This window comes from Stenotrophomonas sp. (genome assembly GCF_059505245.1).
Genome location: NZ_JCACKF010000017.1, coordinates 37,681 through 64,194, shown reverse-complemented (window position 1 = coordinate 64,194; position 26,514 = coordinate 37,681). Strand labels below are relative to the sequence as shown.

The window sequence follows — 26,514 nt, the reverse complement described above, 5'->3', positions numbered from 1 at the left end:
TCTTCGCTCCATGCTGTTGCTGTTGCTGTTGCTGTTGCTCCAGCGCGTAGCGGGTGCAGGGCTGCAAGCCCTGCCGAACAACCCCCTAATCGTGACCGCTGTCGTCCAGGCTGATGATGCCGCGCCGCAGCGCCTGGGTCACCGCGTGCGTGCGATCACCCACCCCGAGCTTGTCCATCAGGCTCTTCATGTGCGCCTTCACCGTCTGCTCGGAAATCTGCATGCGCTCGCCGATGCGCTTGTTCGACAGGCCACCGGCCACATGCCGCAGCACCTCGGTCTCGCGCGGCGACAACCGGTCCTCCACCACATGTGCGGCAATGCTCGCAGCGACTGCCGGTGGTATCGGTGCGCGCCGGCCGCCAGCGACCATGCGGATGGTATCGACCAGCTCGTGGCGCAGCATGTCCTTCAACAGGTACGCACTGGCGCCGGCCTGCAGCGCCCGTACCGCACGCACGTCACCGCGATAGGTGGTCAGCACGATGATGCGCGCACGCGGGTCCATCGCGCGGATCCGCACGATGGCTTCCACACCATCCAGGCGTGGCATCTGCAGGTCCATCAGCACCACGTCCGGCTGCAGCTGCTGATAGCGCTCGATGGCTTCCTCGCCATCGGCGGCCTCGCCGAGCAGGCGCAGGTCGGAATGGGCGCCCAGCAGCGCGGCCAGGCCGTCACGCAGCAGCGGGTGGTCGTCGACCACCAGCACGCCGATCGGGGCAGGGGACTCAGTCATGGTGGCTTCTACTCCAGGGCCAGCGCCAACGCGATGGGCGGCGGTGATACAGGCGACGGGCGGGAACCGCCAGCGCGACTTCAGTGCCCAGCCCGGGGCGGGTCCACAGCCGCAGCTCCGCGCCGAGGCGCTGCGCGCGCTCACGCATGCCCTGCAGGCCCCAATGGCCATGCCCGGCATTTTCGTCGGAGATGCCGACGCCATCGTCGCGCACGTGCAGCAGGAAGCACCGCGCGCCGTAGGACAGCTCTACCTCGATGGCGCTGGCATTGGCGTGGCGCAGTGCATTGCGGATGGCCTCGCGGCCGATCAGGAACACCTCCTCGGCGGCATCGGCCTGCAGCGGTGGTGTTGCGCCTTCCACAGTCAGGCGCAGCGGATTGGTGCCGTGCCCGGCGTATTCGGCGTGAACATCGGCCAGCGCCGAAGCGAGGTCGCGGCCCGCGAAAGGACCGTCGCGCAGTGCGTTGACCCGCTCCCGGCCCTCGGCCAGGTTGCGTTCGGCCAGCTGCATCGCCGATTCCAGCTGGCCGCGCACCCTGTCCGGGGTCTGCGGCGACTGGCTGATCGCGTGCAGCCGCAGGATCAGGCCCTGGCTGCCCTGCAGCAGCGTGTCGTGCAGGTCGCGGGCAATGCGTTCGCGTTCGCCATGGCGTTCCTGCAGGCGCGCACGGAACAGTGCAGCCAGCTGCCCGCTGCGGATGCGCACCGCCAGGACCAGCAGCGCAAGCACTGCGGCGGCGCACAGCAGCTTGAACCACAGGGTCTGCATGAAGGTAGGGGCGATGCGGAAGGTGCGGCTGGCGGGTGCAGTGCTCCAGATGCCGTCTTCGTTGGCGGCTTCCACCTCGAACCGGTAATTGCCCGGTGCGAGGTTGGTGTAATACGCGCGCGTGCTGCTGCCGGCATCCTGCCAGCCGTCGTCGACCCCGGACAGGCGATAGCGGTAGCGGTTGCGCTCCGGGCGCGCCAACGACAGCGCCACGTAATCGATCTGCAATTGGCTGGTGCCGGCCGGAAGGCGCAGGCCGTCGCGCAGTGGCTGGTGTTCACTGCCGTACAGCACGTCGCCGATGCGCACGCTGGGCGCCATGGTGTTGACGTGCGAGCGGGTGGTGTCCAGCCAGGCCAGGCCCTGGTTGGTGGCCAGCCACAACAGGCCATCGCTGGCCAGCGCGGTGGTGGAGATCGGTCCGCTCTGCAGGGCGATGCCCGGCATGCCATCCACCGCATCGAACAGGCGGGGCGTCACCGGCTGCCGGCTGCGCAGTGCGCGCCGCAGCTGATCGCTCCCGAGCCGGACCAGGCCACGACTGCCATTGAGCCAGAGGTAGCCATTCGCATCGGCCACCATGCCGGTGATGCCTTCCATGACGCCGGCCATGTCGGTGCTCACCTGAACGAACCGGCCATTGCCCGGGCGCACGGCCAATCCGGCCTCGCCGGCTACCAGCAGGAGGTCCTGATGATCGAGTACCGCCGTGATCGGCCCGACCGACAGGCCGTGGCTGGCGTCGAAGGTTTCGATCTGCGTCGCCCCCATGCGGCGCAGCCGGCCGTCTGCATAGCCGAGCAGCAGCTGGCCGTTGGCATCCAGCGCCAGTGACGAGCAGGCCTGTTCGGGCAGGCGGCGTTCGCGTTGCCACTGGCCCTGCTGGTAGTGCAGCACCCCCCGTTCGCCGGTGCAGACCCAGGCCTGTTCGTCGTCGGGGAACAGCAGGGCATGCAGTGGTTGCCCGGTGAACGGCGCAGGCAGCGGAATCCGCGTGGTGCGGCCGGCCACGGTGCGCGCAAGGTTGACCCAGTCGAACTGCCAGATCGGGGCAGCTGCCTGGCGCGCGGCGGCCTGCAGCTGCGTGGCGCTGCCATCGAGCAGGGTGCGCTCGAGGTCGTAGGGCTTGAGGTCTTCGCCATAGCCATACACATGGCCATCGCTGGCCCGCACCAGCGAGCGGTAGGGATCACTGGGACCAACCGCCAGCGTGTGCACGCTGCGCGCGCGGAAGCGGTTGAGGCCGAGATTGGTGCCGACCCAGAGATTGCCTTCGCGATCGACGATGATCGGCACGGCCGAGGTGGCGGTCAGCCCGTGCGGCGAATCGAAGCGCTCCATGCGTATGGCGCGGTCGCCATCGAAGGTGACCCGGGCGACACCGCCATGCGGGCTCATCGTTGCCCACAGCGCGCCATCGGCAGTGAACTGCAGGCGCGCCGCCACCAGCTCCGGCAACCGCCGTGCCTCGCGCTCGCTGTCCGGCAGCAGGCCTCGTGCGTTGGCCAGCGGCGACGTACCGCGCACGCGGTCGGCCAGCCACACTTCCCCCTGCGGACTTTCGGCCAGCGTCGCCATCTGCGAAACGGCGATGCCGGTGTCCTTGAAGGCCGCCTGGCCGGCCGCGCGCACCCAGATCTTCAGGTCGGCCAGTACCCAGAAGGTGCCGCGGCTGTCGTGCAGCAGCCATTGCACGCGATGTTCCGGCACCCCCATGCCAGCGGGCAGCGGCTGCCAGCGTTGGCCAGTGAATTGGCGTAGTCCACCATTGATCGCGGCCCACAGCCGGCCGTCAAGGTCCTGGCTGAAGTGTGGCACCACACCCACCGGCACGCCCTGGTCGCGGCCGTAGTTGTGCAGCTGGCCGCGCGCAAACTGACTGATGCCGGCCTGGAAGTAGCCGATCCACAGTGCATCGTCGCGGCCCCGCGCAAGGGTGACCATGTTGGTGGACGGGAAATGGCTGCCCGCGGGAGCGGCCTGGCGTTCAAAGCGACGACCGTCGAAGCGGTACAGCCCTGAGCCGGTGGCCAGCCACAACAGGCCATCGCGGTCCTGGGTGATGTCCCAGATGTCACCGGGGGCGCCCTGGCCGACGCGCCAGGCCGTGTGCTCGTAATCGGGCAACCCGCCGCTCACCGGCGGGCGCTGCACGGCAAGGGCGGGCAGGGCGGTCAACAGCAGCAGGCAGGTCAGCAGCGTCCGCAGGTGACGTTGCAACAGGAAGGGGCGGCCACGCATGGCGCGCATTCTGGCAGGTGCGGGGCAGTCCGGGGTGACCCGAACGGGGTAGGCAGTGGCCGCCGTGGTCGGCTATCACGCCGGCATGACCCCTGGAGCCCGGCCATGCAGCGCCTGTTCGTGATGTTCCCTGATCGCGGTCCGGGCATCGGCCTGCTGTGGCTGCGGCTGTGCCTGGCCGCCGCGCTGTGCGCGCCTGGCACGCATGCTGGTTGGGGGGCGGTGCTGTGCGGGCTGGCGGCGGCCATGCTCGTGCTGGGCGTGTTGACGCCGCTGGCGACCCTGATGGCAGCCGCGACCATGTTCGCGCAGCAGGCACCGTGGCCGCTGGTGGCGTTGCCTGCGGCGCTGCTGATGCTGGGGCCGGGCGCCTACTCGGTGGATGCGCGCTTGTTCGGGCGCCGCCTGCTCGGCCGTCGGCCTCCCCCATTCGGGTAGGTGCCGGCCTCGACCGACGGGGGTAGGGCATCGTGCGCCGGCCACGCACCATGGGCCACCCCCTCGCGGCGCCCCGCATGGCCACCGTCAGTCCGTCCGATCCGTCCGCCACCCCGCTTGCCCCGCAGCAGGCCGCCGCACTGCAGCGCGCCCTGCGCTACGTCGATGAGCACCTGTCGCAGCCGCTGCGGGTGACCGAGCTGGCGCAGGCTGCCTGTGTCAGCCGCTTCCACCTGGTGCGCCTGTTCCGTAGCGGCACCGGTGCCAGCCCGCTGCGCTACGTGCGCCGCCGCCGCATCCAGCGTGCCTGCCAACTGCTGCCCGGCGCGCAGCTGCCGATGGCGTGCCTGGCCCAGCAGCTGGGCTTCTTCGACCAGAGCCATTTCGTCCGCAGCTTCCGCGCCGAGACCGGCTGCAGCCCCGGCCAGTATCGGGCCGGCGATGCGGCCCTGCTGCTTCCCCCTGATCATGTTTCCCACGGAGTCCACCCATGAGCCTTGCCACCGCCACGCCCGCCCCGGCCCTGCTGTCGCCCACCGACCATGCCCTGGTGCTGATCGACTTCCAGTCGCAGATGGCATTTGCTACCCACACGATCGACATCTCCGCGCTGCGCAACAACGTGTCGCTGATCAGCAAGGGGGCCAAGGGGTTCAACGTGCCGGTCGTGTTGACCACGGTGGCCGAGACGTCATTCTCCGGCCCGATGTTCCCGGAACTGCCGCAGATCTTCCCGGGCCAGCCGGTGTTCGACCGCACTTCGATGAATACCTGGGAAGACCAGCCGGTAATCGATGAGATCAACCGCATCGGCAAGCGCCGGCTGGTTCTTGCCGGCCTGTGGACCAGTGTCTGCATCGTGGGTCCGGCGCTGTCGGCGCTGGCGCAGGGCTTCGAGGTCCACGTGATCACCGACGCCTGTGGCGATGTCAGCGAAGAAGCGCACGAGCGTGCGATCACCCGCATGGTGCAGGCCGGCGCGGTGCCGATGACCAGCGTGCAGTACCTGCTTGAACTGCAGCGTGACTGGGCACGCGGTGAAACCTACGACCTGACCACCGGCATCGCCCGCGACCACGCCGGCGGCTATGGCATCGGCATCCAGTACGCCAAGCGCATGTTCGGCGCGCAGGAAGGCGGGCACTGAGCATGCTGGCCGGCCACGGCCACGGCCACGGCCTCGACCTGGCCCTGCTGATGCTGCGGGTGGCGGCAGGCGGCTTCCTGCTGCCTCACGCGCTGGGCAAGCTGTTTGGCTGGTTCGGCGGACCGGGGCTGGCCGGCTTCGCCACCGAGCTGCGCGGTTTCGGGCTGCCGGCAGTGGCGCCGTTGCCGCTGCTGTTGTCCCTGCTGCAGGTGCTGTCCGGGCTGGCCGTGCTGCTGGGCTGGCAGACCCGCATCGCCGCACTTGCCGCCGCTGCCTTCATCGGCTTCACCGTCCTGTTGGCCTTGCCCAGGGGCTGGTTCTGGATGCGCGGCGGCAGTGAGTACCCGCTGATGTGGGCCACGGTGCTGCTGGCCATCGCCCTGGCCGGGCCGGGGGCCTGGGCGCTGGACGGTCCACGACTTCCGGGAGCTTTCGCATGAGTCACGATCCCCTCGACCACGGCCGCCGCAACGTGGTGCTGGCCAGCGGTGCCGCGGTTGCGCTCGGCCTGGCCGGTCGCGCCGCTGCCGCACTCGATTCCACTTCCAAGGAGCGTCGCATGAGCACGCTGGTCATCCGCAATGCCCGCATCACCACACTCGACCCGCAGCAGCCGCACGCGCAGGCATTGGCCGTGCAGGAGGGCCGCATCGTCGCTGTCGGCAGCGATGAGGAGATCATGCGCGGCTGGGGCAATGAAGCGACCCTGATCGACGCGCAGGGCCGGCGCCTGCTGCCCGGCCTAAACGACAGCCATACCCACCTGATCCGCGGTGGCCTGAACTACAACCTGGAGCTGCGCTGGGACGGTTTGCGCTCGCTGGGCGACGCGCTGGACATGTTGAAGGCCCAGGTCGACCGCACCCCGGCACCGCAGTGGGTGCGCGTGGTCGGTGGCTTCACCGCCGCACAGTTCAACGAGAAGCGCCTGCCGACGCTGCAGGAGCTCAACGACATTGCGCCGGATACGCCGGTGTTCCTGCTGCACCTGTATGACCGCGCGCTGCTCAACCGCGCCGCGCTGCGCGCCTGCGGCTACAGCAAGGACACGCCGGATCCACCGGGCGGGCAGATCGTGCGTGACTCGCTGGGCAACCCGACCGGGCTGCTGCTGGCCAAGCCCAACGCGCTGATCCTGTATGCGACGCTGGCCAAGGGGCCACGCCTGCCGATCGAGTACCAGGCCAACTCGACGCGCCACTTCATGCGCGAACTGAACCGGCTCGGCATCACCTCGGTGATCGACGCTGGCGGTGGTTTCCAGAACTACCCCGAGGACTACCAGGTCATCGAGCAGCTGCATCGCGATGACCAGCTGACGGTGCGCATCGCCTACAACCTGTTCACCCAGAACAAGGGCAAGGAAGTGGACGACTTCCGCGGCTGGAGCGAGATACTGCAGCCGCGCCAGGGCGATGACCTGCTGCGCCACAACGGCGCTGGCGAAATGCTGGTGTTCTCCGCGGCCGACTTCGAGCTGTTCAACGAGCCGCGCCCGGAACTGCCGCCTGAGCTGGAACCGGAACTGCACGATGTGGTGAAACTGCTGGTCGAGAAGCGTTGGCCGTTCCGCATCCACGCCACCTATGACGAGAGCATCACCCGCATCCTCGATGTGTACGAACAGGTCAACCGCGAGGTGCCGTTCGATGGCCTGCACTGGTTCATCGACCACGCCGAGACCATCACCCCGCGCAACATCGAACGCATCCGCGCGCTGGGCGGCGGCATCGCCGTGCAGCACCGCATGGCCTACCAGGGCGAAGCCTTCGTCGGGCGCTACGGCGTGCAGGCGGCGCGGCACACGCCGCCGGTCAAGCGCATGCTGGCCGAAGGCGTGCCGGTCGGTGCCGGTACCGATGCCACCCGCGTGGCCAGCTACAACCCGTGGGTGGCGTTGTCCTGGCTGGTGACCGGGCGCACCGTGGGCGGGCTGGCCCTGTATGGCGATGAGAACCTGCTCGAGCGCGAACAGGCGCTGCGCCTGTGGACCCAGGGCAGCGCCTGGTTCTCCGGCGACGAAGCGGTGAAGGGCACGCTGAAGGTGGGCCAGCTGGCCGACTTCATCCTGCTCTCGGCCGACTTCTTCCGCGTTGATGACGCGCAGATCGCCGACATCACCAGCCTGCTGACCGTGGTCGGCGGCCGCATCGTGCACGCCGACGGCGATTACGCCGGCCTGGCGCCGCAGCTGCCGCCGGCGATGCCGGACTGGTCGCCGGTCAACCGCTTCGGTGGCTACCACGTTGGCGGTGCCGCCACCGGATTGGCCGCCGCGCATCGCCACCATCACGGCGTGGCCTGTAGTACGCATGGTGCTCACGGCCATGCCGCGCAGCACGCGGCGCCCACCGACGACCTGAGCGCCTTCTGGGGTGCGATGGGATGCTCGTGCTTCGCGTTCTGAGCCTGGCGCTGCTGGCCATGCCGTGGATGGCGCTGGCCTGTGACACCGGCCGCTGCACCGACATGGGCGGCGGGCAACTGCAATGGGACGCCTCGCTGCGCTTCAGGGGGATGTACTACGACCCGGCCCGATTCGGTATCGGCGGCAGTGAAGACGGCTACGGTCTGCTGCGTGCACTGGCGTCGGCCACGTATGTCGAGGACAACTGGCAGGCACGGGTGCAGCTGGGCGTGCATGCCGAGACTGGCAAGGCAGGTGGACCGGGTCGTACCGACCGTGGCGCGTTGGACGTGCAGCAGGCGTACTGGCGCTGGCAGCGCGGTGGGTTCCATCTGCAACTCGGCCGGCAGGAAGCCGGCTATGGCAGCTCGCGGCTGTTGTCGGTGCGCGATGGGCCGAACATCCGGCTGGCATTCGATGGTGCCCGTGCAGGCTGGAAAGGCCGCCTCGGCACGCTGGACCTGATGGCGCTGCGACCGCTGGAGAACCGACCCGGCGCCTTCGATGACCGCGGCGAACGCGGTGCCCACTTGTGGGGCGCGTATGCGACCACCGCGCGTGGTCGTGGCCCAGGCCAATGGGATCTGTACCTGCTGGACTACCGTCGTGAAGGCGCGCGCTTTGCGGCGGGCTCCGGTACCGAGCGACGGCAGACCCTGGGCGCGCGCTGGTTCGGTCAGGCTGGTGCACTGGACTGGAACAGCGAGCTGGTGGCGCAGGGCGGTGAACTGCGAACGACCGCTGGCACGCTCGATATCCATGCCTGGACGCTGGCCACCGATACGGGGTGGCGCTGGACGGACCTGCAGCTGCAGCCGCGTCTGGGGCTGAAGGCCGACATCGCCAGTGGCGATGGCAATCTGCACGACGGCCGCCTGGGCACCTTCAATGCCTTGTTCCCGAAGTCGGCCTATTTCAGCGAGGCCAGCCTGCTGGCCCCGGCCAACCTGATGGACGTCCAGCCGACCCTGACACTGCGCCTGCACGACGCGGTGACGACGGAACTGGGCGTACAGATGGCCTGGAAGCATCGCCGCGCCGATGCGGTCTACACCACGCCGGCACCGCTGGTGGCGTTGCCGGGCAGCGCCGGCGGCGCGCGCCGCATCGGCACGCAGTACAAATCCGAAACCCGCTGGCAGGCCAGCGAACACTGGCAATGGCAGCTGCAGCTGGCCTGGGTCGATGCCGGGCCTGCACTGAAGCAGGCCGGCGGCCAGGACACGCGGTTCGCCTCGATCGTTGGAGCATGGCAATGGTGAACGCAACCGCGTCGCAACCCCCCGCACAGGCCGCAGGCGCCTGGTCCCCACTGAAGATCCAGATGTTCCGCTCGATCTGGCTGGCGATCCTGGCCAGCAACATCGGCACCTGGGTCAACGACGTGGCCGCCGCCTGGGTGATGGCCGAACGTACCGGCTCGCCGTTGATGGTGGCCCTGGTGCAGTCGGCCACCACCGTGCCGATCGTGCTGCTGGCACTGGCCGCCGGAACCCTGGCCGACATCGTTGATCGCCGCAGGTACCTGCTGGCCACGCAGGGTTGGATGCTGCTGGTCGCCGCCGTGATGGCGGCGCTGACCGCAATGGACATGCTGACCCCGCAGCTGCTGGTGCTGCTGACCTTCTGCATGGGCTGCGGTGCGGCGATGGCGATGCCGGCGCAGGCCGCTATCGTGTCCGAACTGGTGCCACAGCCGATGCTGGCCTCGGCGGTGGCGCTGAACTCGATCGGCATCAACATCGCGCGCTCGATCGGCCCGGCCATCGGCGGCGTGATCGTCGCCCAGCTCGGTGCGGTCTGGGCCTTCGGCTTCAACGCCATCACCTTCGCCGCAATGCTGTTCGTGGTGTGGGGCTGGAAGCGCGACCCGAAGCAGTCCAGCCTGCCGCCGGAAGGCTTCGGTGCGGGCCTGAAAGCGGGCCTGCGCTATGCCAGCCGCGCCGGGCGGTTGCAGGCGGTGCTGATCAAGTCGGTCGGCTTCTTCTTCTTCGCCGCAGCGATGAATGCGTTGCTGCCGGTGGTGGTGCGTGGGCAGATGCAGGGCGGGGCGGGCCAGTACGGCATGCTGCTCGGCTGCATCGGCATCGGTGCGGTGGGCGGTGCGCTGCTGCTGCCGAAGCTGCGCGCGCAGCTGGATCGCGACCTGCTGGTGCTGCTGGCGACCCTGTCGCTGGCCATGAGCCTGGTCGGGCTGGCGCTGACCCGAAGCTGGTACGTGCTGCCGCTGGTGATGCTGGTCAATGGCTTTGCCTGGATCACCGTGCTGTCGTCGCTGCAGATCGCCGCGCAGACGGCGGTACCGGCGTGGGTGCGTGCACGCGCACTGGCGCTGTACATCATGGTGTTTTCCGCCGGCATGGCCGCCGGCGGCCTGAGCTGGGGCGCACTGGCGCAACGCACTTCGCCGGAGCTGGCATTGCTGGTGGCGGCCGCCGGCGCGGTGATCGGAGGACTGCTGGTGTGGCGGGTGCGCATTGCAGGCACCGAGGACCTGAATCTGCGCCCTGCCGGACACTGGCCGGCGCCGGAACTGTCGGTGCCGGTATCGAATGATCGGGGCCCGGTGCTGGTGACCATCGAGTACCGCATTGACGATGCTGATCGCGCCGCGTTCCAGGCGCAGATGCGCGCACTGGGCACCATCCGCCGCCGCGATGGCGCCGTGGTCTGGGGCGTGGTCGAGGATGTGGCCACCCCGGGCATCCACCTGGAGTATTTCGTGACCCCGTCGTGGCTGGAGCACCTGCGCCAGCACGAACGCATCACCGCCGACGACAGGGCGATCCAGGAAGTGCTGCGCGGATTGCATCGCGGTGAGCGTGCGCCGGTGGTGCGCCACTTCGTGGGTGGGCATGACCCGCTGCCTGCCGCTGTGCCGCATCACCACACCGACATCTGACAAAAAAAGGGGACGGAGGGGATTAAGTCGTTTGTGCACAAACGACTTAATCCCCTCCGTCCCCTTTTTGCGATCGAAGGTGCGGCGGCACCGTTACAGTGCCGCCGCGGCACATCAACTGCGCGCGAACGCCAACAGGTCGGCGTTGAACTGCTCGGCGTGGGTGATGGTCAGGCCGTGCGGGGCACCGGCGTATACCTTCAGTTCGGCATTCTTGATGATCTGCGAGGAGAGCTTGGCCGAGGCATCGAACGGGACGATCTGGTCGTCATCACCGTGCACGACCAGTGCCGGCACGTCGATCTTCTTCAGGTCTTCGGTGTAATCCACTTCCGAGAATTCGTGCACGCAGTCGTACTGGCCCTTGACGCCACCGAGCATGCCCTGCAGCCAGAACGCATCACGCATGCCCTGGGTGACCGTGTTGCCATCGCGGTTGGCGCCGAAGAACGGGATGGTCAGGTCCTTGAAGAACTGCGAACGGTCGCCGCCGGTGCCCTTGCGGATGCCGTCGAAGACCTCCAGCGGGGTGCCGGCCGGGTTGCCGGCGGTCTTGAGCATCAGCGGCGGCACGGCGCCGACCAGCACCACCTTGGCCACGCGCGTGCTGCCGTGGCGGCCGATGTAGTGGGCCACTTCGCCGCCGCCGGTGGAATGGCCGACCAGGATCGCGTCCTTCAGGTCCAGCGCCTCGATCACTGCAGCCAGATCGTCGGCGTAGGTGTCCATGTTGTTGCCGTCCCAGGTCTGGCTGGAACGGCCGTGGCTGCGGCGGTCGTGGGCGATCACGCGGTAACCGTTCTGGCCCATGAACAGCATCTGCGGGTCCCAGGCATCGGACGACAGCGGCCAGCCGTGGGCGAACACGATCGGCTGGCCGTTGCCCCAATCCTTGTAGAAGATGCGGGCGCCGTCGGCGACGGTGACGAAGTTGCTCATTGCAGGTTCCTTGGCGGAAGGGAGGGAAGGCACCGGCAGGCTGCCGGTGCCTTCGGCAGTACAGCGCAGGTGCCGGCGACGGACTTGCACCGCTGTGCTGGATTGCAGAGGATGTGACGCATATCGCTCTGGCGGGACCCGAGTCGCGCGCCGAGGATGTCCGCAGCCCGCCTGTGGAATGCCCGGATGCCCGCCACGCGATGGTCCCTGCTGTTGTGCCTGCTGTTGCCGATGGCCGCGCCGGCTCAGACCAATGTCTACAAATGCGTGGATGGACCGCATCCGGTCTACCAGCAGACACCCTGCCAGGGCCGGGCGGCGTGGCGCTGGGATGTCCCGGCGGAGCAGTCATTGTCCCGTGGGGCGGTGGTTCCCGCAGTCACGCCATCGAAGCCGTCGCGTCGCCCGCGTCGTGCCGTCCGGGCGCAGGGCGCATTGATCACGATCAGCACGGATGCGGCGGCCTGCGAGCGTGTGCGCCGCCAGCGCGGACAGGCGCTGCTCAAACGTCGGCGGTTGGATTTCGTGCAGCGCCGGCAGCTGGATGACGCGGTCTACGACGCCTGCCAGTGAAGTGGTGCACTGAAGCGCCGAAAACAACAACGGCGCCCTGGGGCGCCGTCGTGTGCAATGCCGTGAGTGCAGCTCTCAGCGGCCGTCGCTGGTGGCGGCCGGTGCCGGCGAGGGCACGCTGTCCGGCTTGGGCAGGCTCAACTCCGGGTTGCCCTGTTCGGCCTGCAGGATCTGGATGCGGCGCTGCAGGGCGTCCAGCTGGCTGTTGGTGCTCTGCACATCGGTGCTGAGGCTGACTGCCTGCTGCTGGGCCTGCTGCAGGGCGGCGCTGACCTGCGCCGACTGTGCCTGCTGCTGTTCCATTTCCTGCTGCAGGGTGCGCAGGCGTTCTTCGTTGTAGGCCACCAGGCGCTCGGTGTAGCGCTTGCCGGCTTCCAGGCGCGTGGTGTCGATGTAGACCTGGGCCAGCTGCTCGGACTGCTGCGCGAAGGTGCGGTAGACACGTTCGGCGTTGTCCACCGCATCGGTCTTGATCACCCGCCAGAAGTTCTTCTCCTGGAACAGGGCGACGTAGTAGGTCAGGGTATTGGCGTTGAACAGCAGGCTGGCGCCGTAGTTGCCGTTGTAGGTGGTGCGCAACTCGGTCAGCTGGCGCGAATCCATCAACTGCTTGAGCTCGTCCACGGTATTGCGCACCACCGGCGCGCTGCGCGCCGGTTCGGCTGCAGCCTCGCGGTCGCCACGCGCGGCCATCGCCGCCGGTGCCACCAGCATCATGGCCACGGCCAGCACTGCTGCGTTGCGCGCGTGCCGGGCGAAGACCGCGCCCCCTGAAGTTTCTCGCATGTCTAGACCATCCACGGATGAGTGTGGGTTGAGATGAAGGTGGTTCCCCGCCGGGAGTCTAGCATGGGCGCGGGCGCCGCCAAGGGCGGCGGTCACGGCGCGATTTCAATAGACCAGCTGTGCCGCGCTGCACTGGATCGACTGCACGTTGACGTCGGTCCGGCCCAGTTCCAGGCCCAGCACGCTGGCCAGCAGGTTGGTCAGCAGAGTGCCGACACTGTTGAGCACCGGTCGCAGTGCGGCCAGGATCGGCTTCAGCACGGTGCACAGCAGGCCGCTGCAGCTGACGCTTCCGTCGGGGTTGGCGACGCCGCTGCCACCGGCGCCATCGAGGAAACCCGCCGGCGCGGTCTGGATGTACGACGCCAGGTTGTTGCGCACGCAGCCGTTGTAGTCGATCAGGTTGCCGAGCAGGCTGTCGCAGCGGTTGATCAGCAGGCCGCCGACCAGCGAGCCGAGCAGGCCATCGAGCAGGCCCAGGCCCTGGCCGGTGACGGTCGTCCTGTAACCGGTCCACACCGAACCGTCTTCCCAGCAGGTGGTCAGGCCCAGCAGGCAGGGCTTGGGGACGCCATTCTTCACCGTCCAGTTGCCCAGCGGGGCGAGGTTGCGTGCCGGATCGCCATCGCGCAGCAGCGGGATGACCTGGTCGACGTTGTAGCGTCCGCCAGTGGGAAAGGCCGCCTGCAGGTAACGATCGGCCAGCGCCTTGGCCGTGTCGTTGGCACTCATGCCCTGCTTGGGCGAGCTGAGCATGCCCGACAGCACCCGCAGCAGCTCGTTGACCAGGCTCGACACTGCGTCACCGATCGCGAGCGGATTGATCCGGGTCGAGCCGGTCTCGCCCGCAGCCAGGGTCAGGTTCTGTGAGCCGGTGAGGGCGGGCAGGGTGATCCTGTCGTTGATCAGCGGCTGGCCCAGCAGCTTCAACAGCTGTTCGTTCTGCAGCGTGGCGTCGCAGACATTGGCCTTGGAGAATCGCTGTGCGGGGTCGACGTTGCCGACGCAGGCACGCAGCACCGATGAATCGACCTGGATGGTGGCCTTGGCGGGACTGCCGCCGCACTGGATGCCGGTCAGGGTGCCCATGCCGTTGGCCACGTCGACGTGCAGCGGCAGGTGCAGGCGCGTGCCGAGCAGGTTCAGCAGCGGCCCAAGCGCGAACAGGTTGTTGCTGTCCACGTCCACCATCAGCCGCACCTGCGCATTGTAGGCGCGGGTGCCGACGCCGCCGATGGCGATCGACGGCGGCTCGACCACGCCGCCCTGGATGTTGATGCCCAGCAGGTCCAGCCCCTTGATCGTCACGCCGTTGCCATCGTTGGCGATGGAGATGGCGGTGCTGATCAGGTTGAGCACGTTGATCTTCGATTCCAGTGCGCTGCCGACGGTGCCGTCGGGTGAGACAACTTCCGCGAACAGCCCGCCGCCGCCGGCCTGGCTGCCGAGCACGATGTTGAGCTTGTTGATGTCCAGCTGGGTGGCGACAAGGTCGGACAGGGCGCGCAGCTGCACGCCCACCGTCGAGTCACGGCCGACCACGGTGGCGGTGGCATCGACCAGTTGCGCCAGCGAGATCTTGTTGACCGACAGCAGGCGGTTGAAATCGGCCACGCTGAGGTTGGCGCTCACCGGGATGTTGAGTGCCTTCAGCAGGCCGGATGGGGTGACGTTGGCCTGCGCCAGACCGTCATAGGACAGCACCGTGGCATTGCTGACATCCAGGCCGACCAGGCGCAGGGTCGACAGCAGTACGGAATCGCCATTGGTGCGCAGCAGCTGCGAGCCCACCGCGAACACCGCCGTGGGCTCCGAGCGGCGGGCGACCGCCTGCACGCTGACGGTCGGCAGGCTGGTGTTCTGGCCGAAGAAGGGCAGCACGCTGCGCTCGGCGATCACCTGCACCGCATTGCGCGGGTTGCTGGCACCAACGCTGGTGACGAAACGGTTGCTGGTACCGCGGCTGGCACTCCAGTTGCCGCAGCGGACCTGCAAGGTGCCTGCGAACCTGTTCTGGGCCAGTGCGCTTTGCCGGGCGGCGCTGTTGTCGCTGTTGTCCGCGCTGCACAACTCCAGTCGCTGCGCGCCGGCCAGTGCGGCCAGATCGGCAACCTTCTGCGCATCGCGCTTGGCCCAGAACAGATAGCCGATCTCGATCAGGCCCAGCATCGCCAGCAAGGCCAGCATGACCAGCATCATGGTGACCGACATGCCGCCGCGTGCGCGGCCGAAACTGAACTGGCGTGGGCGTTTCATGGCCTACCTCAGCGTCCGGAGGAGGAGGCATCCTTGGACCGGGCAACATCGGTCTCAAAGAAGTCCGGGATCTCGTGTTCAAAGCTCTTCAGGTAACGCGCATAACTCAGGGTGGCCTGGTCACCCAGGATCGGCAGGCGCTGGCCGGCCTGCTGTCCCGACGCCTGCAGGCGGAACAGGTTGCGGGTGGCTTCGCCGCTCTGCAGGCGCGCACGCGGTGTTGCCGGCGGGGCACCGTCGGTTGCGGGGAGTGCCGGTGGCACCGCTGCCACCGCCGCGGATGCGGCGGGTGCGGCCAGCTCCACGGTGGGAAGCGGCTCGGCCTGCATCGGTGCTGCGGCCGGTGCCGACGGCAAGGGGCCACCTAGCATCTGTCCGGTCAATGGCTGTTGCTGGGCCTGCACGGCACCGGCAGCAAGCAGGCAGGACAGCACGGGCAACAGGCGTCGGGTCAGGCGCATCGCAGTCATGGTGTGCTTCCGGTCGGGTGTTCGGTGGTGCTGAAGCGTTCCAGCATCGACGGTGGCAGGCGCTGCGGATCGCGCTCGTCACGTGCTTCGCGGCGTGGTTCGGCTGCCAGCCGGGTACTGCCCGACGCACGGGCGCCGTGTTCGCTGCTGGCCGCAGGCGCAGGCGCAGGGGCGTTGACGGCGGCCGCCGCCTGCCGCTGCTGCAGGCGCGTGCGGATCTGCTGGGCCTGCTGCTGGATGCTGCGGCGCGTTTCGTCGTTGAGGTTGGCCTGTGCCGCCAGGCGCTCCGCGGTGGCCTGGTCGCCGCGCAGGAGCGCCCACAGTGCGAGATTGGCCGTGGCCTTGGCGTTGCCTGGCGACAGTTCCAGGGCCTTGGCCAGCGGCTCGCGCGCCTGGTCGAACTGGCCGGCGCGCAGCCGCGCATAACCCAGGTCGCCCAGGTAGTCGGTGTTCAAGGGCTGCAGTTGCGTGGCGCGCGCCAGCGCCTGTTCGCTGCCGGCGTCGTCATCGCGGCGTGCAGCGATCAGGCCCAGGCCGTGGGCGGCCGCAGCGGCCTGCGGCCCGCTGGACAGCTCGCGATACAGCGCGACCGCTGCGTCGCTCTGGCCAGTCTCGCGCAGGGCGTCGGCCTGCAGCAGGCGCAGGGCGGGGCGATCACCATAGCGTTGGCGGAAGGCCTCCACGTGGGCGAGCGAGGCATACCAGGCGCCCTGCTGCTGCATGCGCTCGATCAGCTCCAGATAGGTGTTGCGGCTGTCCTGCGGATCGGGCTCCGGCGGCGCAAGGCTGGGCGCCCGCACGTACTTCGGCGTGGTCGATGCGCAGCCACTGGCCAGGGTGGCGAGGGCGACGGCAAGCAGCAGGCAGGGGGTGCGCAGGGCAGGCATCAGGGCGATCCCATCTTGGACATGGTGGTGGCCAGCGCGACCAGCGCTGGACCGGCAAGCACCAGCATCAGTGCCGGCAACAGGGTCAGCATCATCACCACGGTCATCTTCACCGAGAGCTTGCCGACCTTTTCCTTCAACGTGTTGCGGCGCTGCTCGCGCAGGCGGATGCTGAACTGGCGCAGCGGTTCCTGCACGGCGCCGCCGTGCGCATGCACCTGCAGGATCAGCTGCATCAGGCTGGCCAGGTCGTCATCGGCGTAGACCTCGCTCAAGCGCCGCAGTGACTGCGCGCGGGTGCGGCCGTGGGTGTAGGCCACGTTGGCTTCCTGCAGTTCGCCGCCCAGTACCGGCAACGCATCGCGCAGCTTGTCGCCCAGCGTCTGCAGGCTCTGGTCCATGCTGAAGCCCACGCCCTGCAGCAGGCGCAGCAGGTCGATCAGCAAGGGCAGTTCGTTCTCGACCGCGCGGCGGCGGCGCTTGACCCACGACGACAGCACGAACTTGGGCAGCAGCAGCCCGGCCGCCAGCGCACCGATCACCACCATCACCCTGGCCAGACCGTGCGCGCTGCTGAACGCCAGCGCCAGCGCCAGCACCAGCAGCGCAAGCAACAGGCGCAGGCCGAGATAGATGGCGGTGCCGCGGCGCGTGTTCCAGCCGGCCAGGTCCAGCAGCAGCCTGTCCTCGTTGGCCAGCAGCGCGGCCTCCAGGCGGCCACCACTGAGCGAGCGCCCGAAGCGCTCGAGCCAGCCCAGCGAGTCGCGGCGCGTGGCCTCGGTGTCGCGGGCTTCCTCGCGCGGCTGCAGGGCGGTCTTCAGCGCGGCCGAGGTGCGGTGCTCGCGATGGCTGCGCACCCAGCCGGCAATGCCGAGCAGGGCGACGCCCGCTGCCAGCACCAGCAGCGAAAGGGCGAACCAGGCGCTGGCGCTCATCGGGCACCTCCCGGGTAGCTGCGGGCGGTCATAGCGATTTGGCCAGGCGATACAGCAGCAACGCCCCGAGCAGTTCCAGGCCCAGTGCGATCAGCAGGATCCTGTGGCCGAGCGGGTCATGCAGCACCGGCTGGAAGAACGCCGGGCTGGAGATCGCCATCAGCACCGCACTGGCCGGTGGCAGCAGCCCCAATACCCAGGCCGACATGCGGGTTTCCGAGGTGGTGGCGGCCAGCTCCTGCTGGGCCTGCTCCAGGTCGCGCATGAAATCACCCATGCGCTGCAGGATCTGGTCGGCGCGCCCGCCGATGCGCACGCTCACCCCGATCACCACCGCCAGCACCTTCAGCACGTCCATCCGGTACGGCTGTGCGGCCAGGCTCAATGCACGATCCAGCTCCATGCCGCTGCGCGCATAGCGCACCGTGGTGTCCAGCAGGCCGCGCAGTGGCGCGCTGGTCTGCATCGAAGACACCTGGAACGCGGCCTGCAGGCTGTTGCCCAGCGCGGTGAGGCGGACCAGGTTGTCGAGGAAGTCCGGCATCTGGTGCAGCAGCTGCGCGCGCAGTTTCGTGATCCGGCGCATCACCCACAGCCAGCAGCCCAGCAGGTACAGCAGAAGGGTCAGCGGAAACATCCAGGCCGTGCCCAGCCGCACCGCCGCCACGACCGCAAGCACCAGTCCCGGTACCAGCAGCACCAGTGGCAGCTTCCAGCCCGGCTGCAGGCCGGCGCGCTGCAGGACGCCATCCCAGGGTAATGCGCGGCTCCCACTGCTGGCGGGGCGGGCCGAATCGTTCGCCGCCGCAACGGCAGGCCCGGCCGGCACCGCACCGGCCGTGCTGCCGCGTGCCAGCTGCTGCTCGGTGTGCTGCAGCGAGGCCTGGCGCTGTTCACGGCTGCTGGCGGTACCCCACAGCCAGACGGCCAGCGCCAGCAGCACCGAGATGATGCTCAACACGCCCAGCAGCAGGCCGGTGCCCATGTTCAGAAGTCCCCGTAGAGTGATTCGCGCAGCTGCTGGCGGAACGGCTCCAGCTTGTGCGAATGCGGATGGAAGCCCAGGCCGATCCAGCGGTCGGTCTCGCGGCCGGTGCCATCGATCTGCACCTCGTGGCGGAACATCTCCTGGGTGGTGATCAGGTTGTCGCTGACCCCGGTGATCTCGGTGATCGAGACCAGCACCCGGCGCCCGCTGCCCAGTCGCGAGATCTGCACGATGAAATCAATGGCGCTGGCGATCTGCCGGCGCAGGCTGTCTTCGCTGCCCTGGAAGCCGGCAAACCCGGCCAGCATCTCGATGCGGTACAGGCAGTCGCGCGGCGTGTTGGCGTGGATGGTGGCCATCGATCCGTCGTGGCCGGTGTTCATCGCCTGCAGCATTTCCAGCACTTCAGCGCCGCGCACTTCGCCGACCACGATGCGGTCCGGGCGCATGCGCAGGCTGTTGCGCACCAGGTCGCGGATGCTGACCGCGCCCTGGCCCTCGGCGCCGCCGATGCGGCTCTCCAGGCGCACCACGTGCGGATGGTTCAGCGAAAGCTCGGCGGTGTCCTCCACGGTGATGACGCGCTCATCGGCCGGCACGTAGCTGGCCAGGGCATTGAGCAGCGAGGTCTTGCCCGAGCTGGTGCCGCCGGAGACCAGGATGTTGCAGCGCCCCAGCACCATCGCCTTCAGCAGTGCCTGCATCGGTGCGTCGAAGGTGCCCTTGGCGAGCAGTTCGTCGGGGGTGAACGGGTCCTTGCGGAACTTGCGGATGGACACCATCGGTCCGTCCACCGCCAGCGGCGAGATGATCGCGTTGAGGCGGCCACCGTTGGGCAGGCGCGCGTCGACCATCGGATTGGAATCATCCAGCCGGCGGCCGAGCGGGGCGAGGATGCGGCGCAGGATGCGCAGCAGGTGGGTGTCATCGGTGAAGCGCTGGGTGGCGCGCTTGAGCTGTCCGCCCTGCGAAACGTGCACGTCCTTGAAGCCGTTGATCAGGATGTCTTCGATGGAGGGGTCGTGGAGCAGGTCGTCCAGCGGGCCGAAACCGGTCAGCTCCTTGACCAGTCCCTCGGCGACGACCTGCATCTCTTCTTCGTTGATCGGGATGCGCCATTCCTGGATGAAGCCCACGGTCTGCACCTGCACCCAGCGGGCGATGGTGTCCGGGGCCCAGGAATCGATGTCGATGCGCTCGTCCTCGATGCTGTTGAGCAGGTGCTCATGCGCGGCCGACAGCACCTTCTGGTACTGCTCGGTCTGCGCGAACGGCAGGTGGCCCGGGGCAGATTCGGGCAGTACCGGGCGGGCAACGGCGTGCGGGAACGGGGTTACCTTGTCTTCCATTGCGATCCACCCAGGGCAAGGGAGAGTCTTTCCCGCAGGCCATGCGGCTGGACCGGGCAGGCGGCCGGATCCAGGCGCGACACGAGCGGGGCGAGGGCACGCAGATAGGGGTCGCGCGGGGCATCCTGCAGCAGCAGGTGTCCCTGGCTGGCGGCCAGGCGCACGCGCGGTCGTTCGGGCAGCGTCGCCAGCAGCGGTACTTCGAAGCGGCGTGCGATCTGTTCCGGGCTCATGCCGCTGCTGTCATCGTGGCGGTTGATCACCAGTTGCAGGCGCTTCTCGCGCTCACGCTGGCCCGCCAGGTGCTTCAGGGCCTGGTCCAGAGAAACCAGCGTGGCGATCGAGGCATCGGTGACCAGCCAGATCTCGTCGGCCTGGTCCAGCAACAGGGGCGGAAGCTGCCGCAACGGGCAGCCGCCGGCATCGCACAGCACGCTGGCGAACACGCCGCGCAGGCGCTGCAGCAGCGCGCCAGGATCCGAGGGCGGGACGGCATCGCTGCCACTGGCACGATCCAGCAGCACCAGCCCGGAGTCATGGCGCGCCATGGCCGTGCGGGCGAGGGTGGCATCGATGCGGCTGGCATTGCGCAGCGCGTCTTCGTAGTGGAAGCGGCTGTCGAGATTGAGGTACAGCGCGAGGTCGCCGGAGGGCTGCGCCAGCTCCATCAGCAGGCCGTCCTGCTGCACGGCTTCGCCCTGGGCCAGGGCGCGCGTCTGCTGCGCCAGCACCGAAAGATGTGCGGCCAGGGTGCTGGTGCCGACGCCGGCGCGCACACCCAGCAGCACGATCAGGCGTGCCTTGTGTGCGTGCTGGGCAACCGCTGCCGGGCGCGGAGACAGGGCGCGCCGCAAGGCCGCCTCGATGCCTGCGTCGTCACTGTCCAGGTCCAGTACATCGCGCAGGCCGGCGCGCAGCGCGATCACCACGCCTTCGACCTGGCCGGCGCTGGTGGCGCCCACGGCCACCAGCGGCAGGTCCGGTTGGGTCTGCTGCAGCTGCTGCGCCAGCACGCTCGAGGCGGCCGCATGCTCGGGCCGGAAGTCGAGCAGCACCAGGCTCTGCGGGCCGCGTTGCAGGTCCTGGGCGGAGGTGGGGGCGTTGCTGTCCTGCCAATGCAGGGCGGTGCTCGGCGGAAGCTTGGCGGCCAGCCGGGGCAGCAGTTCGCGGTCGATGCCGTACAGGACCAGGTTCATTGGCGGTCCTTGCGGATGCAGCGGCTGGGCGGTGGCGTAGGGCATGGGCGTGGTATCGCAGGCATCATGGAGTCAGCGCGAGAATCCGGGCACCGGGTCCTGGCTGACCGGACCCAGCAACCAGGAACCCCACTCGGGGAGATGCGGCCTGGCTTCGCGCTCGCCGGGCAGCGGCAGTTCGGTGTTGCGCGCCAGTGGCTGCACCAGGCGCGGGGTGACGATGATCACCAGCTCCTTGTCCTGGCGCTTGTAATCGAAGTTGCGGAAGAACGAGCCGATGATCGGCAGGTCGCCCAGCAGCGGAATCTTGCTGACGTTGGAGACGATGTTTGAGCTGACCAGGCCCCCGATGACGAAACTCTCGCCATCACCCAGCTCGACGGTGGTGTCGGCGCGGCGGGTGGTGATCGAGGGAATCTGCACGTTGTTGAGCACAATGGCATTGCTGTAGTCCAGGTCGCTCGCTTCGGGCGCTACCTTCAGCGCGATGCGGTTCGCTGCCAGCACGGTCGGGGTCACGGTCAGGCCGATCCCGAACGGCTTGTAGGTGATGGTGGTGGTGCCAAGCCCCTGCGGTTCCAGGATCGGCAGTTCGCCACCGGCCAGGAAACTGGCGCTCTGCCCGGACAGCGCCACCAGCGTCGGCTCGGCCAGTACGCGGGCCATGCCATTGGCCTGCAGCAGTTCGACATCGGCGTTCCACAGCCCCTTGGTCGAGCCGAAAACAAGGCGGAATGCCGAGGAAATCGGCGAGACGGCCTCGTTGCTGCTGTTGCCTTCCTTCATGCCGGGCAGCAGGCCGGTGTTGCCCGGCAACCCGGTGCCGGGCCGCGCGAAGCCGTAGGCGAAGCCGCCGTTGCGGTTCTGGAAGTTGATGCCGATCTGCTTCATCGCGGTCTTGTTGAACTCGACCACCTTGACCTCGACCTGGACCACACCGCCGCTGCTGATGGTGGACGTATCGGCAAGCGCACCTTCCTTGCCCAGTGCCATCGCCGCCGTGCGTTGTTCCTGCATGTGCGAGAGCACGCTGTCAGTGCTTCCCTGCAAAAGGCCCTGCTGGTCCTGCTGGGTGAACACCAGATCGTTGCCGCCGGTGCTGGCCGCACCCTGTACGGCGCTCTGCACCCGTACTGTCACCCGTTGCGGCTCGGCCTGCTTGCGGTGCCACAGCAGCAGGGTGGTGGTGCCGGGCATCCTGCCCACCAGCAGCGCCTGGCGCTGGCCGCGCAGCATCACGATGTCGGCAACGCCGGGGTCGGCAATGGCCACCCGTTCCAGGTCGGCCGGCAGGTTCCAGGGACGCTGCTCACGGGCCTGCAGCACCAGGTCATCGGCGGCCACGCTCGTTGCCGGTGCCAGCAGCACCAGCAGCAGGGCCAGCCACCGCTGGCGGGGAGAAAGACGTGGACGGCGGCGACGTTCGGTCATGGATGCGCTCGATGCAGGTCAAAGGGAGCCACGGGGGGCGGAACTGTCGCCACGGATGATCTCGATACCCGAAGCGCGCGGGGCGCTGCGACGGGGCGCCAGCGCACGTGCGGGTGCATCCGCGTTGCTGCGTGGCGGGGCACTGCCGCGGCCGGCCAGCGCGTCGCCGTCGATACCGGCGAAGGCGTGGTTCTCCGGGCGCTGCAGTGCCAGCTGCTGCTCTGCGTCGAGCCCACGCAGCGGATCGATCACGCCGCGCGACTGAGGGAACAGTGCGAGGTCGGGCAGGCCCGTATCAGCGGGATTGCGCAGCGCCAGGAACAGCTTGCCCTGCTGCGCACCCAGCAGCAGTCGATTGGCGTCGGCCACCGGTACCGCCAGCACCGCGCTGCGCGCGGGTTGCGGGGCTTCATTGCTGCTGTGGCTGCCGCCACTGCCGGTGATGTCGGCCGCGCGCGGGTCGTTGCGGGTGTCGGCCTCGCTATTGGAGGTGGCTTCCGAGGCGACTGGCGCGATGTCCTGCTGCCCATAGCTCAGCACGCGCAGGCGCGACAGCAGCAGGCGCGTCTGCGCGGCTTCGGCGGGGCTGTTGATGCTGGGCTGGGCATTGCGCAGGTTGAGGAAGACGTCGACGAAGTCACCGGGAAGGATGCGGTTGCCGGCACCAACCAGTTCGTCCACGGGCACGGCCAGTGCGCGCTCGCCCGGCCGCAGCTGCAGCGAGAAGCCCTGTGCCAATGCGCTGCTGCTGATCGGGCTGCCTTCGGCGATGTCCTGCACCGGCACCTTGCCGACCACGGCGGCGATGCTGGTGGCGGCACCGGCGACGGGGGAGGTGCGCTGGGCCAGGCGCAGGTCGTTGGCGCTGATCGGCTCGCCCGCGGGCAGGCGCGCCACGGCTTCCACCACCGTGATGGCCTGCACTTCGTTGTGCGCGATCGGCGCGGCCGTGACCGGTGCGGCCGGTTTGCGCCCGATCATGAAGGCGATCAGCGCCAGCAGCACGGCCAGGCCGATCAGGGCGACGGCAGCGATGCGGGTCAACTTGAGCATGGAACCGTCTCCAAAATATCGGTCATCAGTTGCCGCTGCCGAGATCGAGCTGGGCGACCGCGACGCTGCGGATGGGAGCCTGCATCACCCACTTGTAGAGCGTGGCGGTGCCGGGCAGGAAGGGATGGCTGGCGTAGTCGTAGCTGACTGTCACGGTCATGCACTGGGCCGTGGCCAGGCCGGCGCAGGGCGCCTGCGCGGACACCACGATGGCATTGCTGCCCCCCGCGCTGCAGTCAACGTTCTGCTTGGAGAACTGCAGCAGCCATTGCATCGAGGTGCGTGCGGCGACGCAGGCGGCGGTGCGCCGTTCGCCGGCCGTGCCGTAGCGCAGCGAGGCGCGCGCACCTTCGGCCGAGGCGGTGGCCAGGGTCTGCTGCGCTGCCATGATCATCACCCCGGAGAAGGTGAACAGCAGCAGCGGCAACAGGCCGAGCATCAGCATCAGGGCGAACTCGATGCTGGCGACGCCGCGTTGCCGGCGCGGGCTGCGGATGTTCATGGTGCACCTCCGTAGATGCTTGCCAGCACCCAGCCGATGGCGGCGAGTGCGAGGTAGGCGGCATAGGGAATGCCACGTCGTCCCTGGCGTGCGGCCTGCATGTCGCGCAGGGCCGGATGCGCGTGCCATTGCGTGCTGGTGCGATTCACCTGCATCTGCAGGTGGCCGGGCAGCAACACGCCCAAGCGCCGGCCCGCCAGCACCAGCACGGCGTGCAACCCGGCGGCGAGGCTGGCGACCAGCCAGACCGGCAGCAGCGCCTGCCAGCCCAGCATCAGCCCCAGCACGGCAAAGAACTTCACGTCGCCGGCGCCCATCCAGCGCAGGGCATAGAACGGCAGCAGCGCCAACAGGCCGAGCGCCGCGCCGCCAACGTGGGGCAACCACGGCTGGCGCGGCGCACTGAACTGGCCGAAGACGATCACCACGGTGGCGATCACGCAAGCGGCGATCAGCCAGGCGTTGGGCACCCGACGGGCATACAGATCACTGATCGCGATCCGCAGGCATACGCCGATGGCCAACAATCCCAGCAGTGTCATCGCACACTCCGTCGTCCGTCACTGGACGGTCTTCGCCTGGTTCCATGCGCCCCACCGTCGCGGCTCTGCCGGCCGCGCGCGGTCGCCGCTCAGGTCGTCGAGCCCGACGCCTTGGTGGCCAGTGCGGAGAGGTTCTTGAACAGCGTTTCGAAGAACCCCTTGATCTGGTCGTTGCCGACCGCGATCAGGACACCAGCGATGACGGCAGCCAGCAGCCCGTACTCGAGCGCGGTGACACCGTCTTCTTCCTTCAGGAATTTGCGGATCGATGCGTTCATGACCAATGTCTCCCTCTACCTGTCTGCGGATGCAGTACACCTGCGTTGGGCGGTGGCCCGGCTCCGCCGGGATCGTCCGTGGGCCTCCGCGCGTCCTGGCGGAGGAGGCACGGCGGGATGGACCCGCTGTGCTCAAGCAGGGTGATCGTCTCCAGGCTGGCCGCCAGCCGCACGGTCGCGACCGCTCGGCCCGGGGCCGGTGGTCGAGGCATCCAATGATGCGTGCGTGGTCATGCTGTCCCCCTGGGTGCGGCCGGATCAGTTGGCCGGATCACCGTGCTATCGACTTTGCCTGAATGGAAGTTGGCTGCAACAGGAACCTATATGCAAATTCGGCAGAAACCCCGGGATGCTGAAACTTTCAGGCCGTTTCTGTGACGAGAATCCTTTCGAAGGCAAAACGATTCATGGTCGTGCAGATTATGTGATTTCCATTTTCCGGCGCATGCGAGGACCGTGCCAATGGCGCCGACATTTTCTTCATCTGTGTATCTTTTTTCTTCATTGCAGCCCGCGGGTTTACCTTCGCCGATTATCGGGCATACTCGCATTCAAGCTGTTGCATTTCCATGGTTGGCCGCATCGGAGCCGATGCGGCCTGCACGACAACGGAAGTGGTTTCTGGATCGCTGCGCGCCCTGTCAGGCAGTGGGGGCCGCATCGCATGGCGGATCAACGGGGGACAACACTGTCATGGTCGATGGTGGGGTAGGAGACAGCGGCGACAGCGGCCTTCGGTCGATAGACCTGGCCACGCTGAGCGGCGTGCTTCGTGTCTGTGATGTCGAACTGCTGCTGCTCGATGGCAATGGGCCACGTGCGGCATTCGCTTCGCGCGTGCACGAGGAAGCCCTGTTCTGCAGCATCAGCTGCGGTTTCCACTGCCGCGGCCGTTTCATGCTGCCGCCGGACTGGGCGATGCTCGGGTACCTGCACGCCACCGATGAGACGCTGAGCTGGTGCCATGGCGTACCGCTCACGCCGGGGATGGCGTTGACGATCATGCCGGAAGGCATCAGTGAGTTCACCCTGAGCCCAGGCACGCACATGACCCTGATGCTGCTGCCGGTGGCACGGGTGCAGCGCAAGCTGACCGAACTGAGCCTGCGCAGCACGCCTCCCGCTGGCCAGGCACTGTCACTGTTCAATCTGGCCAGCGAAGGCACGCCGTTGGCACGCCACTACCAGCAGCTGCACCTGCAGCTGGGGCAGGGTGCAGGCCTGCAGCCGGAAGAAACTGAAACCCTGCTGCACGAGCATGTGCAGGCCCTTCTGGGTGCCGGTGCGGCGGATCGCCCGGGTTGCAGCCGTGCACGGCGTACGCATTATCTGATCGCACAGCGGGCAGAGAACTTCATGCGGCTCAACCTGCGCCGCAATATCTACATGAATGAAATCTGCGATGCGGCTGGGGTCAGCGAGCGCGGCCTGCGTTATGCGTTCGAGGACCTGTTTGGAACCTCGCCCAACCGGTATCTCTCCATGCTGCGCCTGTGCGCGGCCTGCCGCAGCCTGTCGATGGCCGATTCCAGCCGTCGCTCGGTGAAAGCCATCGCCCTCAGCTGCGGCCTGTGGGATCTTTCGCGCTTCGCCGACAATTACCGCAAGGTATTCGGCGAACTGCCGCGCGATACCCTGATGCGCGCGCCCGCGCAGATCGGCCAACCGGCCTGAGCCAAGCCC

The 26,514-nt window shown here is 68.3% G+C and carries 25 protein-coding genes; 9 read left to right on the top strand and 16 right to left on the bottom strand.

The window, feature by feature from the left end; genetic code table 11:
* Nucleotides 1-85 precede the first annotated feature (85 nt).
* Entirely contained in the window at nt 86-739 is a 654-nt protein-coding gene (locus AC5JLE_RS07325; RefSeq protein WP_014647476.1) for a response regulator, read from the bottom strand.
* Nucleotides 732-3,761 (bottom strand): sensor histidine kinase, encoded by a 3,030-nt coding sequence (locus AC5JLE_RS07320; protein ID WP_049407120.1) that lies wholly within the window; start codon nt 3,759-3,761, stop codon nt 732-734. Before AC5JLE_RS07320 ends, AC5JLE_RS07325 begins: the two co-directional genes overlap by 8 nt.
* A 96-nt stretch (nt 3,762-3,857) precedes the next feature.
* On the opposite strand from AC5JLE_RS07320, the gene AC5JLE_RS07315 reads away from it, so the two are divergent.
* From AC5JLE_RS07315 to AC5JLE_RS07285, 7 genes are all read left to right on the top strand, one after another.
* Nucleotides 3,858-4,190: a hypothetical protein gene (locus AC5JLE_RS07315; protein WP_046431144.1), complete on the top strand. Its 333-nt coding sequence runs from the start codon at nt 3,858-3,860 to the stop codon at nt 4,188-4,190.
* A 77-nt stretch (nt 4,191-4,267) separates the two neighbouring features.
* On the top strand, nt 4,268-4,684 hold the full coding sequence (locus AC5JLE_RS07310) for a helix-turn-helix transcriptional regulator (RefSeq protein ID WP_032958863.1): 417 nt from the start codon (nt 4,268-4,270) through the stop codon (nt 4,682-4,684).
* Nucleotides 4,681-5,337: a hydrolase gene (locus AC5JLE_RS07305; protein WP_014647472.1), complete on the top strand. Its 657-nt coding sequence runs from the start codon at nt 4,681-4,683 to the stop codon at nt 5,335-5,337. Before AC5JLE_RS07310 ends, AC5JLE_RS07305 begins: the two co-directional genes overlap by 4 nt.
* A gap of 2 nt (nt 5,338-5,339) precedes the next feature.
* Nucleotides 5,340-5,777, top strand: coding sequence for a DoxX family protein (locus tag AC5JLE_RS07300; RefSeq protein WP_053495060.1), 438 nt, complete (start codon nt 5,340-5,342; stop codon nt 5,775-5,777).
* A gap of 119 nt (nt 5,778-5,896) precedes the next feature.
* Nucleotides 5,897-7,744 carry an amidohydrolase gene (locus AC5JLE_RS07295; protein ID WP_496065175.1) on the top strand — a complete coding sequence of 616 codons (1,848 nt, stop codon included), beginning with the start codon at nt 5,897-5,899 and terminating at the stop codon, nt 7,742-7,744.
* Entirely contained in the window at nt 7,723-9,006 is a 1,284-nt protein-coding gene (locus AC5JLE_RS07290) for an alginate export family protein (protein ID WP_049407109.1), read from the top strand. Before AC5JLE_RS07295 ends, AC5JLE_RS07290 begins: the two co-directional genes overlap by 22 nt.
* Nucleotides 9,000-10,646: an MFS transporter gene (locus tag AC5JLE_RS07285; RefSeq protein ID WP_164110495.1), complete on the top strand. Its 1,647-nt coding sequence runs from the start codon at nt 9,000-9,002 to the stop codon at nt 10,644-10,646. Before AC5JLE_RS07290 ends, AC5JLE_RS07285 begins: the two co-directional genes overlap by 7 nt.
* Nucleotides 10,647-10,760: 114 nt before the next feature.
* On the opposite strand, the gene AC5JLE_RS07280 is transcribed toward AC5JLE_RS07285, so the two are convergent.
* A complete protein-coding gene (locus AC5JLE_RS07280; protein ID WP_241884027.1) occupies nt 10,761-11,585 on the bottom strand; it encodes an alpha/beta fold hydrolase in 825 nt (274 codons plus the stop codon).
* 186 nt (nt 11,586-11,771) lie between these two features.
* Here AC5JLE_RS07280 and AC5JLE_RS07275 point away from each other — a divergent pair, with 186 nt between their 5' ends.
* On the top strand, nt 11,772-12,158 hold the full coding sequence (locus AC5JLE_RS07275; RefSeq protein WP_014647466.1) for a hypothetical protein: 387 nt from the start codon (nt 11,772-11,774) through the stop codon (nt 12,156-12,158).
* 75 nt (nt 12,159-12,233) lie between these two features.
* Here AC5JLE_RS07275 and AC5JLE_RS07270 read toward each other — a convergent pair whose 3' ends face one another.
* The 13 genes from AC5JLE_RS07270 to AC5JLE_RS07210 form a co-directional block, all read right to left on the bottom strand.
* Entirely contained in the window at nt 12,234-12,944 is a 711-nt protein-coding gene (locus tag AC5JLE_RS07270) for a DUF2968 domain-containing protein (protein WP_014647465.1), read from the bottom strand.
* 105 nt (nt 12,945-13,049) lie between these two features.
* A complete protein-coding gene (locus AC5JLE_RS07265; protein WP_496065163.1) occupies nt 13,050-15,200 on the bottom strand; it encodes a TadG family pilus assembly protein in 2,151 nt (716 codons plus the stop codon).
* Between the two features lie 8 nt (nt 15,201-15,208).
* Nucleotides 15,209-15,670: a DUF3613 domain-containing protein gene (locus AC5JLE_RS07260; protein WP_049440896.1), complete on the bottom strand. Its 462-nt coding sequence runs from the start codon at nt 15,668-15,670 to the stop codon at nt 15,209-15,211.
* The gene (locus AC5JLE_RS07255; RefSeq protein ID WP_100450231.1) at nt 15,667-16,557 is read right to left on the bottom strand and encodes a tetratricopeptide repeat protein; all 891 of its coding nucleotides are present in this window, start codon (nt 16,555-16,557) and stop codon (nt 15,667-15,669) included. Before AC5JLE_RS07255 ends, AC5JLE_RS07260 begins: the two co-directional genes overlap by 4 nt.
* Nucleotides 16,557-17,492 carry a type II secretion system F family protein gene (locus AC5JLE_RS07250; protein ID WP_014647461.1) on the bottom strand — a complete coding sequence of 312 codons (936 nt, stop codon included), beginning with the start codon at nt 17,490-17,492 and terminating at the stop codon, nt 16,557-16,559. The genes AC5JLE_RS07255 and AC5JLE_RS07250 overlap by 1 nt, the downstream gene beginning before the upstream one ends.
* 28 nt (nt 17,493-17,520) lie before the next feature.
* A complete protein-coding gene (locus AC5JLE_RS07245; RefSeq protein ID WP_032962554.1) occupies nt 17,521-18,477 on the bottom strand; it encodes a type II secretion system F family protein in 957 nt (318 codons plus the stop codon).
* Nucleotides 18,478-18,479: 2 nt separating this feature from the next.
* Entirely contained in the window at nt 18,480-19,829 is a 1,350-nt protein-coding gene (locus AC5JLE_RS07240) for a TadA family conjugal transfer-associated ATPase (protein WP_014647459.1), read from the bottom strand.
* Nucleotides 19,814-21,070, bottom strand: a complete 1,257-nt coding sequence (locus AC5JLE_RS07235; RefSeq protein WP_041863560.1) for a CpaE/TadZ family protein — start codon at nt 21,068-21,070, stop codon at nt 19,814-19,816. The genes AC5JLE_RS07240 and AC5JLE_RS07235 overlap by 16 nt, the downstream gene beginning before the upstream one ends.
* A 27-nt stretch (nt 21,071-21,097) precedes the next feature.
* Complete coding sequence (locus AC5JLE_RS07230; protein WP_032962552.1) at nt 21,098-22,456, bottom strand: type II and III secretion system protein family protein; 1,359 nt, start codon at nt 22,454-22,456, stop codon at nt 21,098-21,100.
* A gap of 18 nt (nt 22,457-22,474) precedes the next feature.
* Nucleotides 22,475-23,509 (bottom strand): Flp pilus assembly protein CpaB, encoded by a 1,035-nt coding sequence (gene cpaB / locus AC5JLE_RS07225; protein ID WP_049408169.1) that lies wholly within the window; start codon nt 23,507-23,509, stop codon nt 22,475-22,477.
* A 25-nt stretch (nt 23,510-23,534) separates the two neighbouring features.
* On the bottom strand, nt 23,535-24,011 hold the full coding sequence (locus AC5JLE_RS07220; RefSeq protein WP_032962550.1) for a TadE/TadG family type IV pilus assembly protein: 477 nt from the start codon (nt 24,009-24,011) through the stop codon (nt 23,535-23,537).
* Nucleotides 24,008-24,553 (bottom strand): A24 family peptidase, encoded by a 546-nt coding sequence (locus AC5JLE_RS07215; protein WP_032962549.1) that lies wholly within the window; start codon nt 24,551-24,553, stop codon nt 24,008-24,010. Before AC5JLE_RS07215 ends, AC5JLE_RS07220 begins: the two co-directional genes overlap by 4 nt.
* Before the next feature lie 89 nt (nt 24,554-24,642).
* Nucleotides 24,643-24,831, bottom strand: a complete 189-nt coding sequence (locus tag AC5JLE_RS07210) for a Flp family type IVb pilin (RefSeq protein WP_005416979.1) — start codon at nt 24,829-24,831, stop codon at nt 24,643-24,645.
* A 693-nt stretch (nt 24,832-25,524) separates the two neighbouring features.
* Between AC5JLE_RS07210 and AC5JLE_RS07205 the strand changes: the two genes are divergently transcribed.
* Nucleotides 25,525-26,505, top strand: coding sequence for an AraC family transcriptional regulator (locus tag AC5JLE_RS07205; protein ID WP_032962548.1), 981 nt, complete (start codon nt 25,525-25,527; stop codon nt 26,503-26,505).
* The last annotated feature ends 9 nt before the right edge of the window (nt 26,506-26,514 follow it).